The sequence below is a fragment of the Chitinophagales bacterium genome, from assembly GCA_041392475.1.
Classification (GTDB): domain Bacteria; phylum Bacteroidota; class Bacteroidia; order Chitinophagales; family UBA2359; genus JAUHXA01.
Window position 1 is genome coordinate 2,236,778 of the sequence record JAWKLZ010000001.1, and the last position, 19,628, is coordinate 2,256,405.

8 protein-coding genes and 1 pseudogene are annotated in these 19,628 nt (G+C 41.1%); 8 read left to right on the top strand and 1 reads right to left on the bottom strand.

The features are described 5' to 3' along the window. Positions 1 to 1,149: 1,149 nt before the first annotated feature. Positions 1,150 to 14,193 (bottom strand): SdrD B-like domain-containing protein, encoded by a 13,044-nt coding sequence (locus R3E32_08260; protein ID MEZ4884702.1) that lies wholly within the window; start codon positions 14,191 to 14,193, stop codon positions 1,150 to 1,152. A 107-nt stretch (positions 14,194 to 14,300) separates the two neighbouring features. Here R3E32_08260 and R3E32_08265 point away from each other — a divergent pair, with 107 nt between their 5' ends. The 8 genes and pseudogenes from R3E32_08265 (at position 14,301) to R3E32_08300 (ending at position 19,343) form a co-directional block, all read left to right on the top strand. Beyond that, positions 14,301 to 14,480 (top strand): hypothetical protein, encoded by a 180-nt coding sequence (locus tag R3E32_08265; protein MEZ4884703.1) that lies wholly within the window; start codon positions 14,301 to 14,303, stop codon positions 14,478 to 14,480. A 180-nt stretch (positions 14,481 to 14,660) separates the two neighbouring features. After that, positions 14,661 to 15,296 (top strand): annotated as a pseudogene (locus tag R3E32_08270) (adenine-specific methyltransferase EcoRI family protein). 167 nt (positions 15,297 to 15,463) lie between these two features. After that, positions 15,464 to 15,703, top strand: a complete 240-nt coding sequence (locus tag R3E32_08275) for a hypothetical protein (protein ID MEZ4884704.1) — start codon at positions 15,464 to 15,466, stop codon at positions 15,701 to 15,703. An 86-nt stretch (positions 15,704 to 15,789) separates the two neighbouring features. Next, complete coding sequence (locus R3E32_08280; GenBank protein ID MEZ4884705.1) at positions 15,790 to 16,149, top strand: EcoRI family type II restriction endonuclease; 360 nt, start codon at positions 15,790 to 15,792, stop codon at positions 16,147 to 16,149. After that, positions 16,085 to 16,627: an EcoRI family type II restriction endonuclease gene (locus R3E32_08285; protein ID MEZ4884706.1), complete on the top strand. Its 543-nt coding sequence runs from the start codon at positions 16,085 to 16,087 to the stop codon at positions 16,625 to 16,627. Before R3E32_08280 ends, R3E32_08285 begins: the two co-directional genes overlap by 65 nt. 9 nt (positions 16,628 to 16,636) lie before the next feature. Continuing rightward, a complete protein-coding gene (locus tag R3E32_08290; protein MEZ4884707.1) occupies positions 16,637 to 17,644 on the top strand; it encodes an adenine-specific methyltransferase EcoRI family protein in 1,008 nt (335 codons plus the stop codon). Between the two features lie 271 nt (positions 17,645 to 17,915). Next, the gene (locus tag R3E32_08295) at positions 17,916 to 18,083 is read left to right on the top strand and encodes a hypothetical protein (GenBank protein MEZ4884708.1); all 168 of its coding nucleotides are present in this window, start codon (positions 17,916 to 17,918) and stop codon (positions 18,081 to 18,083) included. Positions 18,084 to 18,254: 171 nt separating this feature from the next. Further along, a complete protein-coding gene (locus R3E32_08300) occupies positions 18,255 to 19,343 on the top strand; it encodes a YciI family protein (protein MEZ4884709.1) in 1,089 nt (362 codons plus the stop codon). Positions 19,344 to 19,628 lie beyond the last annotated feature (285 nt).

Below are 19,628 nucleotides of genomic sequence, written 5' to 3' on the forward strand. Positions count from 1 at the left end.
TACCAAATTTTCGTAAGCCCTCGCATTCAATCGTTTGATGGCGATAGTTTACGGACTTTGAGTAATGCACCAACCTTCTATTCTCAAACGATGCCGAATCTTGAAGTAAGCATGGATATTCCTTTAATTTATATGTCATTAGTAAAGGACTAAAGTTGATACTTTGTAGTATGAAACGAATTAAAGTAAAAAAGGACAAATCCTTCAACGAAAAGGGGATAAAAACAGCAAAGTTTTTAAAGTAGAATCGGGCATACTAAAAAGTTATTCCATTGACGAAAAAGGAAAAGAATATATCTTTATGTTTGCTTCGGCTATTGAACGTTATGAACATTTTGTTGAAACATATCCTGACATTGTTCAAAGAGTACCTCAAAGAATGATTGCTGCGTACCTTGGCATTACACCCGAAGCTCTTAGCACCGTAAAAAGGCTTCGACTTCAAAAGAAGTAATTTGAGTTGGCATAAAATTGAGTACAGAGACCTTCTAATACCACCTCTGATTACACTTCTTTCATCGAAGTAGAGAAAATATACATAAGTTCTTTACAGGATACTGAACGGTTCGTAATTGATGTCCTATGCAATAACTCAGGCAATTTCGCAGCGATTCATCCATCTTTTTCAACTTGCTCTTTTACCTTTTCTAAAATGAAACAATCAGTCGATGTATAAATTTGCCTGACCCTCCAATTTTGTAAAAGTTAAGAAGATTGGAGGGTTAAGCAAAAAACATAGTTTTTCCCCTATACCCAATTTCGTTCAACTGAAAAGTGGTCAAAAATGGCAAGAAACTTCAATAAAATAATTGGTTCTTTGACAAAATCTATGATTTGAGACTTCGGAAGTTTGCCGCTTAAAAAATCAACAAACTATTTCCGTTACACGGCATTGAGTACAGTGTCACAGAAGTTTCTTAACATCGTTCTATGACAAAATTTGTCAATTTTCATCCCTCTATGTCCCCCTTCAAAGAGGAAATTTTCTCACTATCAATACATTCCCCCTTTGGAGGGGGACAGGGGGAGGATGCGCCAGTTTTGAAGTAGTATTAAATAATTTTCGTTCCAGTGTATTGAGTACATCCCAAACAAAACAAAAAAAGCGGAAATTTTGAAAATTTCCGCTTTCCCATTCTATGATAAATCCTACTCCTTCACCACCTTCACCGTCCGTCTTTCCAAACCATTGGAAAGCACCAGCAAATACGTACCTGTTGGCAAAGCAGACACATCCACCGAATAATTGTTCAAGCCCGATTTTGGAGTGAATGATTCTACAAGTAGCTCCCGCCCCACAATATCGTACAATTGCAGCGTCATTTCTTTTGCTTGCGGGCTATTGAAGCGCACCTGAAGTCGGTCACTCACAGGAATCGGATAAACTTGTACAATTTCAAAAACAGCACTTTCCCCACGCATCAAAGAAATCACATCAGAAGCCGTTTTTGTACCATCAAAATCCGTTTGGTCGAGGCGGTAATAACTTCTACCATCAGGTGCGTTGCGGTCCAAGAAATCGTAAGAATGGGCTGCCGAACTTGTGCCATTGCCATTTACTTTGGCGATTACTTCAAAATCAACGCCATCCGTTGAGCGCAAAAGTGTAAAATAGTCGTTGTTCGTTTCCGAAGCCGTCACCCATTGAAGGAAATTGCCCTCTTTTTGCACCTCGCCTTCAAAGGTCACCAACTCCACGCCTACGGTTACACAATTCACCCCTTTGGTAATCGGCCCTTCCTGACAGCCATTTGTATCCGTGACCACCAAAGTATAAACTTGACCTACGGGAATCGTTCCGATAGGCAACAAAGGGAAGTCAGCAGGAGTAATTTGGTCGTTGAAGTAGTAAGAACCCACATCAATCGTATAAGGAGGCGTTCCGCCTTGAATCGCAAGCACCAATTGATAGAAAGTAGAAGTCGTACCGTCTGGGCAAATTTCGTTGACGGTGATTTCGAAGCCTGCACATTCACCCTCATCATACATTCCTGCATCTATATTTGACAAGGTAGCTCCTTCTGCTACGGTGAAAATCGTGGTCATACCATTCGCATTGATGTCACTGTCAATCGTATCATCCAACCCTACATCTTGCGGCGATGCTGCAAAACCATCGGGAATCTCGAAAGCCAAGAAGTAATTGCCCGCAGGAACATCCGCAAAAGAATATGCACCATTTGCATCCGTCTCATCGGTAGCTATATCTCCCAAGACCGTACTGACAAGTCTTACTTTGATGCCTTGCAAGCCCACTGTTTTCTCCAAATCATCTTGCAAGCCATTCTTATTCAAATCGTTGAACACAATATCGCCAATAGTCGCTAAGAGACTTGGACAGTTTTTCGTACCCATCAGGGTAACACTGCAATTGGCATCCGTTTCATCCGTAACCGTAATGAAATAGTCCCCTTGCGGCAATGGGCCCATCAAGATACTGCCACTCGACTGATTCGTCGTTGGAGGATTCACACCATCGTTCAACATATAGGTACTGCTGCCATTGACTTCTACTTCCACCAAATAATCGCCATTGACGGTACAAATCGTTTTCGGAATCGCCAACAAATCACAGCCTCCACCTGTCAAACAATCCTTTGAACCATTGAAGGTCAAGGAACAGTTGGGCGTTGTTTCGCTGGTAATGGTGATGGCATAATCGCCATTTGCGAAATTATTGAAGGTATAATTGCCTGCCGCTTGACCTGTCATTGTAGTGTTCATATTGTCTGAAAGGGTAAATGTTCCCGTTCCTTCAAACTCAAAAGTCACCGTATAACCATTGCTACTCGTACAGTTCACCTCCACATCAGTCACTTCAATGTCACACGGCAAAACCTGTTCGCAGTCTTTAGAGCCATTGATGGTCAGCGAACAATTAGGATCGCTTTCGCTACTGATGACCACTGCATAAGTACCATTGAAGATAGGGCCAACGGTGACCTCGCCACCCGTTTGTCCAGTAATTGGCGTGTTCACTCCATCATTGATGGTGTAGGTGTCACCCACATTTCCGCTAAAGTTGACCACAATTTCAAACCTACCATTGTCCAAACAAAGCGTTTCGGCAGTAGCTGTCAAATCGCAGTTGGTTGTGACCGCACAATTGCGAATGCCCGAAGCACTTTTCTTGCAATTGACGTTGTTGTCGTTCACCACTTCAATGTTGTAGGACGTGCCACTATTGAACGGCCCAACCTGCAAAGAACCAGCCGTTACGCCCGTTTGAATCGGCTGTCCGTTGTTGTAAACAGTGTAGGTATCAGAGCCACCAACATTGAGCGAAATCATAAAGTTATTGTTGTCCGTACAAGCAGTACTCGCCGTCAAAGACAAGTCGCAGGGCAGCACTACATCCGTACAGTTTTCTGTTCCCGAAAGCGTTTGTTGACATTCAGAATTGAAAACATTGGCTACCGTAAAATTGTAGGAGTTCAATGCCGCAGGGCCAAAGGTATAAGTTCCTGCACTGAGGTTCGATTGATTGCCCAAGTTACTGGTGACATTGTAAGTACCTGTTCCTCCAATCGTGAGGTCAATCGTATAGCTATCTCCTGCAATGCAGTTGATGGCAGCACTTGTGGTCAAATCACACAACACTGCATCCGAACAATCTGCAAAACCATTCAAACCTCCAAAGCAGGTAAAATTGCTTTCACTTTGCACAAAAATGTTGTAGAAGAAGCCATTGGGATAAGGTCCCAAAACGATTTCTCCTGCTTCCACGCCAAAGAGTGTTCCCATAAAGCCATCTTCAATGACATAAGTTCCTGAACCCATGAGGTCTAATATGACATTGAAGCCACTTCCATCTGCCAAACATTCTGTTGTTGCTCCAAATTCCAAATCACAAACAGGTGTTTCTTCCGAAATACAGCTTCTGATACCCAAAAAGTCTTGTGTACAGAAAGGTCGGTCTTCGTCTTGAATGAAAATGTAGTATTCATCTCCAAAAATAGGCCCTGCTTCAATGGTGCCTGCTTGTTGGTTTTCGAGGTTCAAGACAATCGGCCCGCCCAATTCTTGGAATACGGTTATTTCATAATTTGAAGTTCCTTCCAAATTAATAATGACATTGAAGCTCAAACTGTCTGGATTACAAACCGTTGTTACCCCTGCATTGATGTTGCAACCGTTGGGGTTGTTACAATTTCGGGAGCCAATGAAGTCGACATAACAAGTTGGATTGTTTTGGTCGACAATAAGTAAATCATAGACTCCGTTCTCAAATGGCCCTACGGTGACAGTCCCTGGTGAAACATTGCCTTGAATCAATTCGTTGTCAGGCAAATCGACATACAGCCCTTCGTAAATATCGTAGGTGCTATTGCCGTCAATAAGCATCGTAACTTCGTATTCATCACCGTTGATACAATTGATATCCAATTGTACGGTGACATTGCAGGGAGGGAAATCAGGTTGGCAGTCGGCAATCCCAAATAAGGAGAGGTTACAAATATCATTGTTTTCTTTAAAAATCAATACATTGTAAAATTCGTCGAAGAATGGGCCGATGGTGATAGTTCCCGCCGTTTGACCTTCAAGCGGAGGTACAACAAAAGTTTCGATGAAGTAAGAACCTGAACCTATAAGTTCAATTTCTAGATTGTAGCCCCCCGAATTATCATCCAAACAAACCACATTGACGTTTGCTCCCAAATCGCAACTCGGTGCTGCACTACACGCATAAACACCTGAGAAAGTTTGCTTACAAAGTGGATTGTTTTCATCTACAATGGTTATTTCGTAAGCAGCATTGTTGGCAAAACCTTCAATGGTAATCGGGTTGGCAGGGAATCCCGAAGCCACTGTTTCGCCATTGCTGATGATTTGGTAGGTGCTGCTGCCTACGATTTGTAGTTCAATTGCATATCCTGTATTGGCGTTGTTGCATACGGTTGCAAAGTCGACATCTAAATCGCATGGTGGCGGTGGTTCACAGAAAAATCCACCTGCAAAACTTTGAGAACACAAAGGATTGTTTTCGTTTACAATGGCAATAGAATATGTTCCACTATCAAAAGGACCAATGGTAAAAGCCCCTGCTTCAACACCTGTCAATACTTCGTCTCCTGCATTACTAATCGTATAGGTATCTGAACCTGTGATACTTAATTCAACAGTAAATGAACCTTCTCCTTCTACACAAGTTGGGGCAATATTGACATTGAGGTCACAATCTACATTGTTGTCACAATTAGATGTACCGAAAATGTCTTGGAAACATTCGGGGTTTTGGTTGTCACTCACACTGAAGAAAAAGAAGAAATCTTGTGGATAAGGTCCCAAAAAATAGGTTCCTTCGGGAACATTGAACAAGGGATCGGGATTGAAGTCGCCAAATATGTCATAGGTAGAAGAACCTTCAAGGGTTATTTCTACATTGAAGGTAAAATCGTTGTTGCAAATGACATCGTAATCCACCACAAAATCACAGTCTGAATTGCAGTTTCGACTGATAAAAGTAGTTTCAAAACATTCAAAGTTCACATTGACCTCATCTTGAATGAAGACCGAATACCCAAAAAATCCGCCATTGTTGTCCTGAAAAGGACCGTAAGTATATGTCCCTGCTGTCAAGCCGTTTTCATTAATTGCGACAATGACATCACCATCAATGGAAATCGAATAAGAAGAAGTACCTTCAATGGTCACTACAATCTCAAGATTCTCATCATCAAGACAATTGGTAGTAATGTTGGCATCCAAATCACATTCTGTCACCAAAACACAATCTACCGAGCCATTGAAGTTGAGAAAACAATCTTCAAAAATGAGGTCGTTTTGGACAATGGACACGTTGTAGAAATTGGCAGATAAGTCCTCGAATACATAGTTACCAGGAGATACCCCTAATGCTAGTGTATCCAAACCACCAAAACCCAAATTGATGAAAATGTCGTAAACAGATGCTTCGTCTCCTTGAAAAGTGACGGTCAAATCAAAACCGCCTTCCTCCAAACAATCAATGGACACATCACCCGTCAAATTGCAATCGGCAGCACAAGCTCCCGCTCCTGATATGCTTTCACTACATGTAAAATCTACTTCGTCTTGTACAAATAGATTGAAAAAGTCTTCAAATTCTATAAAAATATTCTCTAAAACGTAGCTTCCCGCAGTTGCTCCAAAAATGGATTCCCCAAAAAATCCGTAGTTAATGGTATAAGTGCTGCTTCCTTCAATGGTGATTTCTACTGTCGTTGTACCATCGTCATTGCAGCTTATGTTGTCGAGTGTAACATTCAAATCACAGGGCGTTTCACAGAATTTTATTCCCGAAATGGTTTGGAAACAGAAAGAATTGGCTTCGTTGGAAACGGTGATTTCATATTCGCCATCTGTACCCGAAAATGGGCCAACCAATACAGTTCCCTGCGTTACACCTGTAAGCGGAGGATTCACACCATCCGAAACAGTGTAAGTGCTATTCCCTGCAATGCTCAACAAAACTTCAAAGTTATTGGAGCCTTCAATACATGATACAAACGATTCTACCTGCAATTCACAATTAAAAGTACAATTGTCCGAGCCACTTACTTCAATGGCACAGGTTTCGTCTGCCTCACTGACAATGGAAATGGTATAAGGAATATTAGGAATAGGGCCTACAATAATCAGTCCTGCAGTTTGGTTGGTTAGTGCAGGATTAATGCCATCATCTATCGTAAAAAGGCCTGTTCCTGTGAGCTGTATTTCCACATTGTAGCCTGTATTTCCTGCACAAGTCGTTGAAGAGGTAACCGCTACATCACAAGGCAGTGACTCCGTACAATTATGACTACCCATGAGGGATACTTGGCATGTTGGATCAGCTTCATTCGTGATTACTACCGTATAGGTAGCATTATTGAATGGCCCAATTGTAATTTCACCAGCCGTTTGTCCTGTCAATACATTGTTGCCGTATTCGATGGTAAACGTACCTGTTCCACCCAAATTGAGCTTCAAATTGTAACTATTTTCGTTCACACATTCTGGAACAGCTACCACCGAAGGGTCGCAAATCACATCAGGCGTACAATTCAGCGTTCCCACATAATTTTGCGTACAATTGTCGTCCGTTTCACTCGTTACAGAAATTGCATACCCTCCATTCAAGAAAGGTCCAACACTCAAATTTCCAGCCGTTTGTCCTGTCAAAACAGTATTGCCATACGCAACGGTATAGCTGTCATCCCCTGTAAGCGTGAAAATGACCTCATAACTATTGTCATCTATACAATTGGGTGTTGCAAAACTGGGCAAGACACATTCAAAACATTCATTGTTGCCCGCCACAGATTGTTGACAAGCAGGATCTTCTTCACTGATAATGTTGAGTCCATAAATTCCGTTGCTAAAAGGGCCTAAATTGAACGTACCAGCACTCTGATTGACGAGTGTAATATTCGTATTGTTGGTAATCGTGTAAAGTCCTTCACCTGTAAATGTCAGCAGCACATTGAAGGTATTGGCATCTATACAATCTGGTATTGCAGAAAAAACAGTGATATTGCAGACAAAACAATCTCTTGTGCCTGCAATGGTTTGTGTGCAAGTTTCATCTGTTTCGCTCGTAATAGTGATGTTGTAAGCACCTTCTGGGTAAGTAGGCGAAACAAAAGTGCCTGCTACTTGACCTGTCAAAGGAGGGTTGATGCCATCCGAAATGGTGAATGTACCCGAACTCTCTACAGTATAGGTCACTTCAAAAGTATTGCTGTCCGAGCAATCTGTACCGACATTGCTCACTACCAAATCACATTCAAAACAGGTATGTTCTCCTGTCAATGATTGGGTACAAGTCAAATCTTCTTCGCTCGAAATGAGTATATTGTAAGCTCCTTCTGCAAAAGGGCCCACTGTAATTGTACCTGCAGTTTGACCTGTCAGCGTTTGACCATTGAACTGAATGGCATACGTGCCGTTTCCACTCAAATTGAAGGTAACTTCATAACTGCTCAAATCAATACAATTGGTTTCGATGTTGGAAGTCGCCAAGCCACATTCAAAACAGTTTTTGCTACCTGTAAATACTTGCGTACAAGTTTCATCTACTTCGCTCGTTACTTCAATGCTGTAAATTCCATTCGGAAACGCACCAAAAGTATAAGTTCCAGCTACTTGATTGGTCAAAGGTTCATTGAGTCCATCTTCAATCGTGTAAGTGCCTTCACCTGTAAAAGTTAAACTCACTTCGTATGTATCAATATCCAAACATTCTGTCACCACACTGCCAGCTATGTCGCAATCGAAACAAACAAACTCTCCTGTTATCGTTTGGTTACAATTGGAATCTGTATCACTCGTTACTGAAATACTATATGCACCATTGGATAGAGGGCCAACTATATATGTTCCAGCAGGTTGGTTGGTGAGATTGGTCGAAACACCGTCCGTAATCGAATACGTGCCACTACCTGTCACCGTTACCATCACCTCATAGGTACTCAAATCAATACAGTCTTCAGTAGCCGTCACGCTCAAATTGCAGCTAAAGCAATCTTGTGTAAAGGTTTGGGTCAGGCTGCAATTGGCTACATTTTCGTCTGTAATCGTCAAGGTGTAATCTACATCGTGCGGAAAACTACCTAAGTCAATTGAACCAGCAACTTGCCCCGTCAAAGTAGGATGTACGCCATCGCTTATTGTGTAAGTGCTTGTTCCTGAAATAACCAAAATCGCATCAAAATTTTCGGTGTCAGTACAACTTGTATTGAAGGACTCAATCGCCAAATCACACACTTCACAAGGATTGTTCACCGTAATTGTATCGCCACAAGTAGCATCTATTGTACTGATTACATAGAAAGTATAATCAGCATCAGGCGCAATAAGCGTGTCTAAAACTACCGTTGCAGCCGTTTGATTGCTGAGCAAAGTTTGGGTATTGTCGCTCACATTGTAACTACCATTTCCTGCAATAGTGACGCTCAAATTGTAGCCATTGTTGTCCTCACAATCCGCCGATGTTGTCACCTGCAAATTGCAATTGAAGCAATCTGCCGAACCTGTCAATACAATCTCATCACAGTCATTCACTTCATCCGAAAGGGTAATACTGTAATTCCCATTTGGCAGAGGCCCTACTGCAATTGTACCTGCTGTTTGACCTGTCAATGCAGTGTTTACGCCATCGTCAATCGTATAGGTACTTGTTCCAGAAAGCGTCACATTGACATTGAAGGTTTCTGAATCCACACATTCGGTAGCTGCTGTTGCCGCCAAATCGCATGGATCGCCCGCACAATTCACGACTTTTGAAAAAGTACAGTCATTGTCGTCCGTTACAATCAAGGTATAGTTGGCCTGTGCGACATCTGTAAAAACGCCTGTGCTATTTTCAGCTACCAAAGTATCTGCGGGAATGGCATAAAGCGCATAAGTGAAGTTGCCTGCTCCCCCCGTTGCAGTGAAGCCATTCGTACAGTCCGAACTTGCTGTCAATACAATCGGGGTGGTATTGATAACAAAACCACCAAGCGTTGTAGTACAACCATTTGCATCGCTCACGATAACTGAATATGTGCCAAAATCAACGTTGGTAAATACCCCAGTGCCATTCACTTCCTCTAATTGTTGCAGTGAATTGATCAAACCGAAGTTATACACCAAAGGATTACCACCGCTTGCCATTACTGCAATATTGCCGTAATCACAGGTTTCTGTAATGTCGGTGAGGGTTAGTGAATCGTATGTTGCCACGTTTAAGGAGCGTTGGCAACCATTTTGATCAACAGCATAGACAATATAAGCTCCTTCTGCCAATCCTGTGAATGTTCCCAAATTGTCGCTACCAGATCCATCACCCAAGTCACTTGCCAACCACCCATTGGTTACATTTGTAGGGTCGTTGGCATTGAAGGTGCCACCTTGTGTATAGAGGTAAAAATTCCAATCAGGTGAGCCATTTGTAGTAGTAACGTTTATTTGACCTTCTACACAACTACCGCCTTGTTGCGAAATTGTAATTAGGTCATCCATCGTAAACAGTGCGCCAAATTGACATCCGTTTTCATCCTCCACAATCACGTAGTACGTGCCATCTGGAACACCTGTAAAAGTACCTGCACCTGTAAGTGTCAATTCATTGGAAAAGACATTGAGTAATCCATTTGGAGCAGGTTCGGTGGAAAGATAAATCTCATAACTTGCTCCTGCAAAAACAGCGGGGTCTTTGCCTCCACTGACCGCATTGACCACTACTTCACCCGAACCACAGGCATCTGCCTTAATGTCCAGAACAAAAGAAGCGTAAATCTCCACATCTACTGAGGATTCAGTAGAACAGCCATTTTGGTCGAGTGCGTAAATCGTGTAACTTCCTGCTGCAATACCACTAAAGTTGCCTATCACATTGCTCCCCGCAGTTGTGCCTCCATCTGTCGCTACCCAACCATTTGCAGTGTTTTCGGGATCAGCAGCATTGAGCGTTCCAGACTCATTGTATAAATAAAAAGTCCAGTCAGAAACATCTCCTCCCAAAATAGTGGCTTGGGCTGTGCCTGATGGAGTGCTACAAGTTGTTGGAGTAGCAACCAAAGTAGTTGCTTCCCCTATGGATACATTCTCTGAATATTGACATCCTCTATCGTCTTCCAACACCACAAAATAACTCCCCGAAGCAATGCCTGTGAAAGTGCCAGGTCCCGATAAAACTCCTTGGTTGTTGGGAACATCGTTGGTGGCATTGGGTGCAGAAGTTGTAGATAAGAAAACCGAATAAGTTGCTCCTGCAAAACCTTCGGCGGGATCACGTCCGCCCATTACTGCCGAAACAGGGATAGAATTGAAGAAAGAACAAGGGTCTCCATTGAATTCAATATCAAATGGATCATATACTTCAATGTTGGTAGAAGAAACTTGGCAACCATTTCCGTCCACTGCATACAAGGTATATCTACCTGCAGGGACATTCGTGAAGTCGGCAACTGCTACACCAGTTATCGCCATATTGTTGCCATTGCTGTCATCAGCTGCCCCATTTGCTGCTGCCGTAGGATTGTAGGCCGTATTTGGGGGATTCGGCGCACCCAATAGTGGTGAACCTAGTGGATAAAGGTAAAAATCATTGGCTACGGCACCACCTACTATTTCGGCTGTTGCGGTATTGAAGGTATCGCAAGCATTGGGCGTGACCTGCAAATTGATTGGGTCGCTCAAGTCAATAGGGCCAACAGTGAATGTACAGGCACCATTACCGTCACTTATGCCGTCTGTTACCACGATATAGTAGGTATTGGTGGCTACAATGTTGTCAAAAATGAAGGGAATATTGGCGGTGGGATTGGAGGTGGTAAAACTCAGTGGCACATTGTTTTGATCCAAAGCGGGTGTCAATGACCCTGCTGTTGTGGACAATACAATGGTGTATTGTGCGCCGGTGAAACCTGTAATGGCGGGATCACGTCCACCTGTTACGCTGGTGACTTCAATGGAATTTGCGCCTACACAAGGATCTGTAGAAAATGTCACATTCCACGGATTGTATATTTCTACGGGAATGCTTTCTACACAAGGGGTAACAGAAGGATTGTTGTCGTTTGCTTCAATGGTGTATAAACCCGCATTGAAGCCTGAAAAAGTACCTGTATTGTTCGTTGCTAAAACAGTTGTACCTGTTGCATCTAACAAAGAGTAGGTAAAATCAACGTTTGGAACATAAAAAGCACCTGCATAACCACCTGATGCTGTTGCACTGACTGTATTGAAGCTATTGCAGTTAGCTGTCGTTTCGTTGAGTTCGACTTCGTTAAAGACATTCACATTTAAGGAAAGGGTAACACATCCGTCTCCATCTTGCCCATAAACGGTGTATTGATTCACAAAAATATTGTTGAATGTTCCTGTATAAACGCCAAGGCTTTGAGTAGTGGAGGTGATGGGAGGGGCTAATGCGGATACCCCCCCATTGAAGGGAACATTTAGCGCATAGAGCCAATAAGTCCAATTGGGATTTCCACCTGTACTTTGCAGCGAAATGGTGTTGTTGGCACATGGCAGAGTGACATTGGTAAGCGTGAAATCATTCAAATCTATACTCGTGACAGGTGTGGAAAATTGACAACCTCTGTCGTCTTGCACTACTACAAAATAATCTTCTTCGGTAACACCTGTAAAAGAACCTGCTCCCGATAAGCTACCCTCATTGGAACTCACATCATTGGTCGCAAAGGGTGCTGCGGTTGTGGACAAGAAAACGGTGTAGCTTGCTCCTACAAAACTTCCACCTACGGTATTGTTGGGGTCTCGTCCTCCTGTGACAGACGTGATGGTAACGCCATTGACCAATTCACAAGCACTGCCCAAAGTGATGTTGAAGGTATCATAGACTTCAATATCAACCGTATTGGAGCAAAATGAACCTGAAGGTGTGCCATTGTTTACGTATTCATATTCTAAGGTGATGGTATGGTTACCTGCACTAACTCCTGTTGCTGTAAAATTGCCATTGGCATCTGGGTTTCCCAAGAAACCATCAATATCCGAAAAAACAGTGTAAAGACTTAAATCATTGGTGTTTGGATGATCTGGCTGTCCTCCTCCAACGTTGATAGTAAAAGTATTGAAGTCGCTACAAATTGGTGCAGTTGGAGTGATGCTAATGGGATTGTACACTTCGACATCTATGGAAGCACTACAACCTTCACCGTCCGTCACTACAATCGTATAAGTGCCTTCTGGTATGGGGTTGGAACTTCCTTCTAAAGTGGTAAAAATACCTGTGTTGTTGGTGCCTGCTCCTGCGCTGGTAGCATCAAAGGTATAATTGGTCATAGAATTGAAGGCTGGTAAACCGCCGCTTGCGCTCACATTGATTTGACCCAAATTACAAGCAACAGCATTGTTGCTTAGAATTATATCTGACAACATCACAAACTGAGCTGTTCCTGCAAATGCTTCGCAGCCAATAGGTGCAATGGTATTGAAGTTTTCCCAGATGGTACCCGAAATAATGATTGGAGTATTGAAGGGATAGGTGCCATCGTTGGTGAGTGTGGCTGTTTGACCTGAATTGAGGTAGTGTAAAGTTGGGTTGGTGTAGGGATTGGGATTGTTCCAATGTAGTTCATAGGTACCGCCAGCGTAAGGAATGTTCACATTGGCGGGATTAAACACATTCACGGTTCCTGATTCGCCTGAGCATAAAAATTTGTCATCGTTTGAAATAGTCAAATTGTCGGGAACAGGGCAGTTGAGATTGAAGGTAATTTCTTCAAATGCTACCAAGGCATTGTCGCAATCTTGGCGTGCTTCCCATCGGAGTGTATTGGTTCCGAATTGGGAACAGAGTGCATTGACCAAACCATTTCCTTCGGCGGCACAATTGGGGTCGAAAGGACAGCCAATGATGGTGGCCGTGAAATTGAAGTTTTGTGCTGCATCAACACAATCACTTGTGCCTGTTCCTATTTCGTCACCATTCAATAGAATTGAGTAAGAGACTTTGGTAGGTGGACAGACGCTATTGGGAGTGATGGTAATGGAGGTGTTGAAATCTTCTCCACAAACAACTGTTCCGCCATCTGCAATGTTGCTGGTTTTGGAAAGGGTTGGCATGGGCGGATCTCCTGCGGCTACGAAAGTGTATGTCTGGGGATAAGAAGGATTGAGCCATCCACCACCTGTACCACCGTTGGCAGGGAGTGTACAGGCTTCCATGCTGGCGAGATCTCCGAAAGCAGGATTGCCATTGCAACAACGCCAAGGGCCTGGGCCAATACTGGAGTTGGTGCCAATACCTTTGCTGTAGTCTGCATTGAAGGCATAGGTGACGATTTCATACGTAGCTCCTGGACACAGCAGACTCGTAGGAATTTGAAACGTTCTGTCACAACCTCCTGGATTGGCACAATCTACGCCTTCAGCAGTACTATTGGCCAGACAATTGGTTCCCCAAAATCCGTGGTCTATGATGCCTGATGCTACTGCTGTACCGCTTAGATTGCAGCCCGCACAGTCGCTTATTTCATACACCGCCCAATATATGTCCAAATTGTTGATTCCTGCATTGTTGGTGCCGCAATTGAAGAAGAAGATGCCACAATCGGGCAGCTCATTGCTGTTGGAAGTAACGGTTACTTCAATGTTGCTTCCTATGACAACAGGAGTATTGAGCACTTTGGCATAAGGGGGATTTTCGGCCTGTATCTTGGGGTGAAAGATGAAGGATAAACAGATAAGAAAAAAGAGTGCGTAAATGTTTCTCATGTTGGTTGTTGTGTTTTCAACTTGTTGCATTTGTTTTACTTGATTTTCAATTGATAAAATTAGTTCTTATCATTTTATTGGTATGGTCGTGTGAAAAAGAACGAAATATGGAAGTAGAATCGTTGCTTTTTGTGTTTAAGGCTTGTTTTACAAACCGCTACGAAGGTACAAAAAAAGGGTATTTGAGGTATAATTGTATGGCGTTTATGGTGTCATTTATCTTGCATGAGAAAGGGGAAGGAGAGGGAGATTTTGTACAGGTAGCAAATTCCAACAAAAGTCTATGACAAGAACGCACCGATTAAGTACCTTCACTTCCTCCACCCAATATCAACACGCCATCAAAGACCATTTGGAGAATATTCGGCTTTGGGAAAGATTTTAGAGTGTATGGTTTTGAGCAATAGCTGTTCAACCTCCAATCAACACATACCCCGCCCATGCTTTGGGAGTAAATCCTTTTCGGTGAAAGCATTGAATTATTAAAGCAATCTGATATTATTGTTACTAATCCCCCCTTTTCATTGTTTCGAGAGTATGTTGCTCAATTATTTAAATATTATAAAAAGTATTTAACCATTGGGAATGTTAATGCAATAACATACAAAGAAATTTTCAAGCTAATTAAACAAAATAAGGCTTGGTTAGGAATAAATCTTGGTAGAGGTGTTTCTGGTTTTATTGTACCTGAACACTATGAACTTTACGGAACAGAAGCACGGATAGATGACTTTGGAAATAGAATAGTTTCTCCGAATAATTGTTTATGGTTGACCAACTTAGATAATTTTAAGCGTCACGAAGACATAGAACTTACAAAAAAATATGTTGGAAACGAAGATGAATACCCTAAATATGACAATTACGATGGAATCAATGTTGATAAAACAAAGGATATTCCCTTGGATTATGACGGTGCTATGGGCGTACCAATAACATTTCTTCATAAGTTCAACCCTGACCAGTTCGAGATAATTAAATTCAGAAAAGGAAAGGATGGAAAAGACCTATCAATAGGTGGGAAATGTCCTTATTTTAGAATCCTAATCAGAAATAAACGGATACAAAACAAATTAATTAACAATAGAAAGGAAGTCGAGTAGAGCGGGGAACTGACTAAAACAGTTCCCTACCCTCTCACAGAACCGTACGTGAATCTCTCGATTCATACGGTTCTTCAGGATTAGAAACCTATCAGGGAGTATAGCCCCGTACTGCCAATGCACAAACAAGTTCGGAAAATCTTTGGCGATTTCCTTCAATCTTCTGCGTGCTTCTTTCATACGCCTTCGGTATCGCTTGTACTTATTTGGTTAGCCAACGTAGCAAACGTACATTCTCCATCCTCGTACCATTGGAGCTATGGACTTTGCAATATGCACCTGCTACAATCATTTTTGGCACTCAGAGCATCCACAAAGCCTCACATTCACTACAAATTTTACTATTCTGTGATGCGTTGGGGCGCATGGTGTTGGTGAATTGCTTATATTTGAAGGTAGGGAAGTGAGTTATTTCACGGACTGCCGTTGCCTGCAAGCAAAGAAGAACCAATTATTCACTAACTTTGTGATATGATAAAAAATAAATTATAATATGGCTAAGAAAAATCAATCAAAAAGATTGACAACTCAACATAAAAAATCACAAGGTGTAGTCGGCATATTTGGTGACAACGCAAAATTGCACGATTTAACTGTTGGTGAAATATCAAATCTTGTTATTCAAGAACTTGAAAAAGAGTTTCCGCAATTGACTTTTAAGTACAGAACGAGCATACGAAAAGAAGAAATAAACGAAGCATTAAAGAAGATTGACCCCAATTTGGGACAGACCCTTTTTGTGCAAAATTCAAGCATTAAACCAGATGGCGGAATAGTTGAAGTGAAAGATGACAACGTGGAATTGGAGAGTGATTCTGGTATCAGAAGCCAAACACCAAGGGAAGGACATTGAAAATATCAAAAAAGGAAAATTAGTTGGCAAAGACAACAACCAAGACTTGATGGCTGCTGGAAATGCGATAGAACGGTCGCATAAAAATATATCAGAAATCGCTAACTTTATGCTGTCTGAATCTCATTTTCCGTATGTTCTATTTTTGGAAGGCTCAAACTTTTTAACGGAAACCATTTCGATTAAAAGACCTAACGGGCGAGTTGTAGTTCTTGAATACAATTCAGGAATGTTAAACAGATTAGATAGACTGACTGCTGCAAATTATGGAATGCCAATTAACACCAATTTGTGCGAAAATAAATTTGTCAAGCATAAGGAAAAAACAATCATGCTTCAGGCAACTTCTATTTATTCACAAGGGAATGGAGAAAAATGGGACGCTAAGGAAATGTTAGAAATTATGATTGAAATTTCTAAAACCTCGCTTAAAGTTTTGGGTAGCGATATATTTCACCAAATAACCAGAAGCAAATAAAGAATAATAATGGCACGGAACGCAACTAATAAATTACTACAAAAGGCTAAAAAATCTAAAAGTGATGAATTTTACACTCAACTTTCAGATATAGAAAGTGAATTGCAACACTATAAAAGTCATTTTAAAAATAAAGTGGTTTATTGTAATTGTGATGACCCAACAATTAGCAATTTCTTCAATTATTTTGCTGTAAACTTCAAGGAATTAGGATTAAAAAAACTAATAGCCTCTTGTTATCGAGAACAAAAAATAGATTTATTTAATACCGAAAAAGTTGAGAGTGGTTTTTACTACGAATTTACAGGTTCAGAAGAAGCTATTAAACCAAATGCTGATGATGTTATTCGCTTTAAAGGTGATGGGGATTTTAGGTCAGTTGAAAGCATTGAATTATTAAAGCAATCTGATATTATTGTTACTAATCCCCCTTTTTCATTGTTTCGAGAGTATGTTGCTCAATTAGTTAAATACGATAAAAAGTATTTAATCATTGGGAATGTTAATGCAATAACATACAAAGAAATTTTTAAGCTAATTAAACAAAATAAGGCTTGGTTAGGAATAAATCTTGGTAGAGGTGTTTCTGGTTTTATTGTACCTGAACACTATGAACTTTACGGAACAGAAGCACGGATAGATGACTTTGGAAATAGAATAGTTTCTCCGAATAATTGTTTATGGTTGACCAACTTAGATAATTTTAAGCGTCACGAAGACATAGAACTTACAAAAAAATATGTTGGAAACGAAGATGAATACTCCAAATATGACAATTACGATGGAATCAATGTTGATAAAACAAAGGATATTCCCTTGGATTATGACGGTGCTATGGGAGTACCAATAACATTTCTTCATAAGTTCAATCCCGACCAATTTGAAATAATTAAATTCAGAAAGGGTAATGATGGAAAAGACCTATCAATAGATGGGAAATGTCCTTATTTTAGAATCCTAATCAGAAATAAACGGATACAAAACAAATTAATTAACAATAGAAAGGAAGTCGAGTAGAGCGGGGAACTGACTAAAACAGTTCCCTACCCTCTCACAGAACCGTATGTGAACCTCTCGATTCATACGGTTCTTCAGGATTAGAAACCTATCAGGGAGTATAGCCATACTGCCAATGCACAAACAAGTTCGGAAAATCTTTGGCGATTTCCTTCAATCTTCTGCGTGCTTCTTTCATACGCCTTCGGTATCGCTTGTACTTATTTGGTTAGCCAACGTAGCAAACATACATTCTCCATCCTCGTACCATTGAAGCTATGGACTTTGCAATATGCACCTGCTATACAATCATTTTTGGCACTCAGAGTATTCGTTGAGGGCATTTCAAGAGCGGCAGGCGTTGGATTTGACGGATTTGGAAGTTGGGTCTTATTGGTGTGTATGGAAGGAAGATGGTCGTGTGGTGGATAAGGTGCGGTTTTTGAAGGTGGAGGGGTGAGGTCATAAGGACATAAGGACATAAGGACATAAAATCAAGGAGTAGTCGACCGTTTTGTTTCAGAACAACGGTGGCTACTCCTTTTTTTTTGTGTGTTAAACAAAAAAGTCTTACCTTCCTCTAAGATAAGACAACCTCTCCTCGTATTCCTTATCACCTAAAAATTTAGCCATGATAAATATCTTTCGAACCCTAATTTGTTTCTTTTTTGGCAGCTTATTGCTTTTACCCAACTCTGTTCACAGTCAAGCAAATAATAGCAAAATATTGATCAGTCAAGCAACCGTCAATGTGCCTTTGGACAAAGCGTGGTGGGCGTGGACAACGGATAAGGGAGTTCAGAGTTTTTTGGCAGCAGACTCGGAGATTGATTTTCGAGTAGATGGCAACTACAAAATTTCTCTATACACCAAAGCCAATTACCCCAATACTGACAACCGCATTCTTTCATTCATTCCTTTTCAGATGTTTTCATTTGAATTTGCGATGCCCGATAGATTTCCAACTATTCGCAACCAAAAAACCTGGATTGTGGTGGAGTTTATTGCTCTAAAACCGAACCAAACTGATGTAAAACTGACACACTTGGGTTGGGGAAAAGATGGGGAATGGGATGAGGCTTACAACTATTTTCAGCAAACTTGGTTGTTGGCTTTAACCGATATGCAGAGCAATCTTCCCCAAGCAAAAACTTCTGGAGAAAGCGACAACAGTTTGCCCACAGTAGCCATTGAAGATGAAGAAAATGAGGAAATGGAGCAGGAGGAAACCATCCATTCTTCAACAACTACAACTCAATCTTCTACTTCAAAATATTCGTTCAATCCTTCAACGGATGATATTGACGGAGTTGCACCACCGACTACTGAAAAACCTGCTAAAGTTGCTACCCCTGCCAAAAAAACCACCGAGAATCTAACATCATCACTACAAAACACAGCTAAACAAACCGATATGCAGCAATTTGCCTACAAACTTACGCTTATAGACCCTGAATTGGCCCGCAATCCAGAGGCATGGACCAAAGAGCAATCCGATATTGTCAGTGTTCACTTCAACTACTTGAAAACACTAACCGAACAAGGAACTGTCATCTTCGTAGGACGTTCACCAGATCCCGACATTGGCTTTGGAATTGTGGTTTTTGAAGCCCCTACAAGAGAGGCAGCACAGGAGATTATGTACGGTGATCCTGCGGTAAAAAATGGACTGATGAATGCCGAATTTCACAATTTTAACATTGCATTGATGAGGGAGTAAAGCCATTTGGATAACAGAAGTAAAAAGATAAAACAATGACTCTATTTCATTAATTGATTTTGTCTTATATTTAATCCAATTAAAGTAGAAAAATCAAAACCGCTTGTCAATATTTAATGAAAATAATTTATTGTTTGTAAATAATCTATAAATCAATAAATTAAAATTTTACATTTTGTGTTTTATTCTTGAAATAGTCCATTGAGCTTTTTAGATAGGAATTTCCCTACCAAAAGTTAGTTTTGTCCTATTCCATTAATAAGGTTTTGTAGTATATTTGTCGCC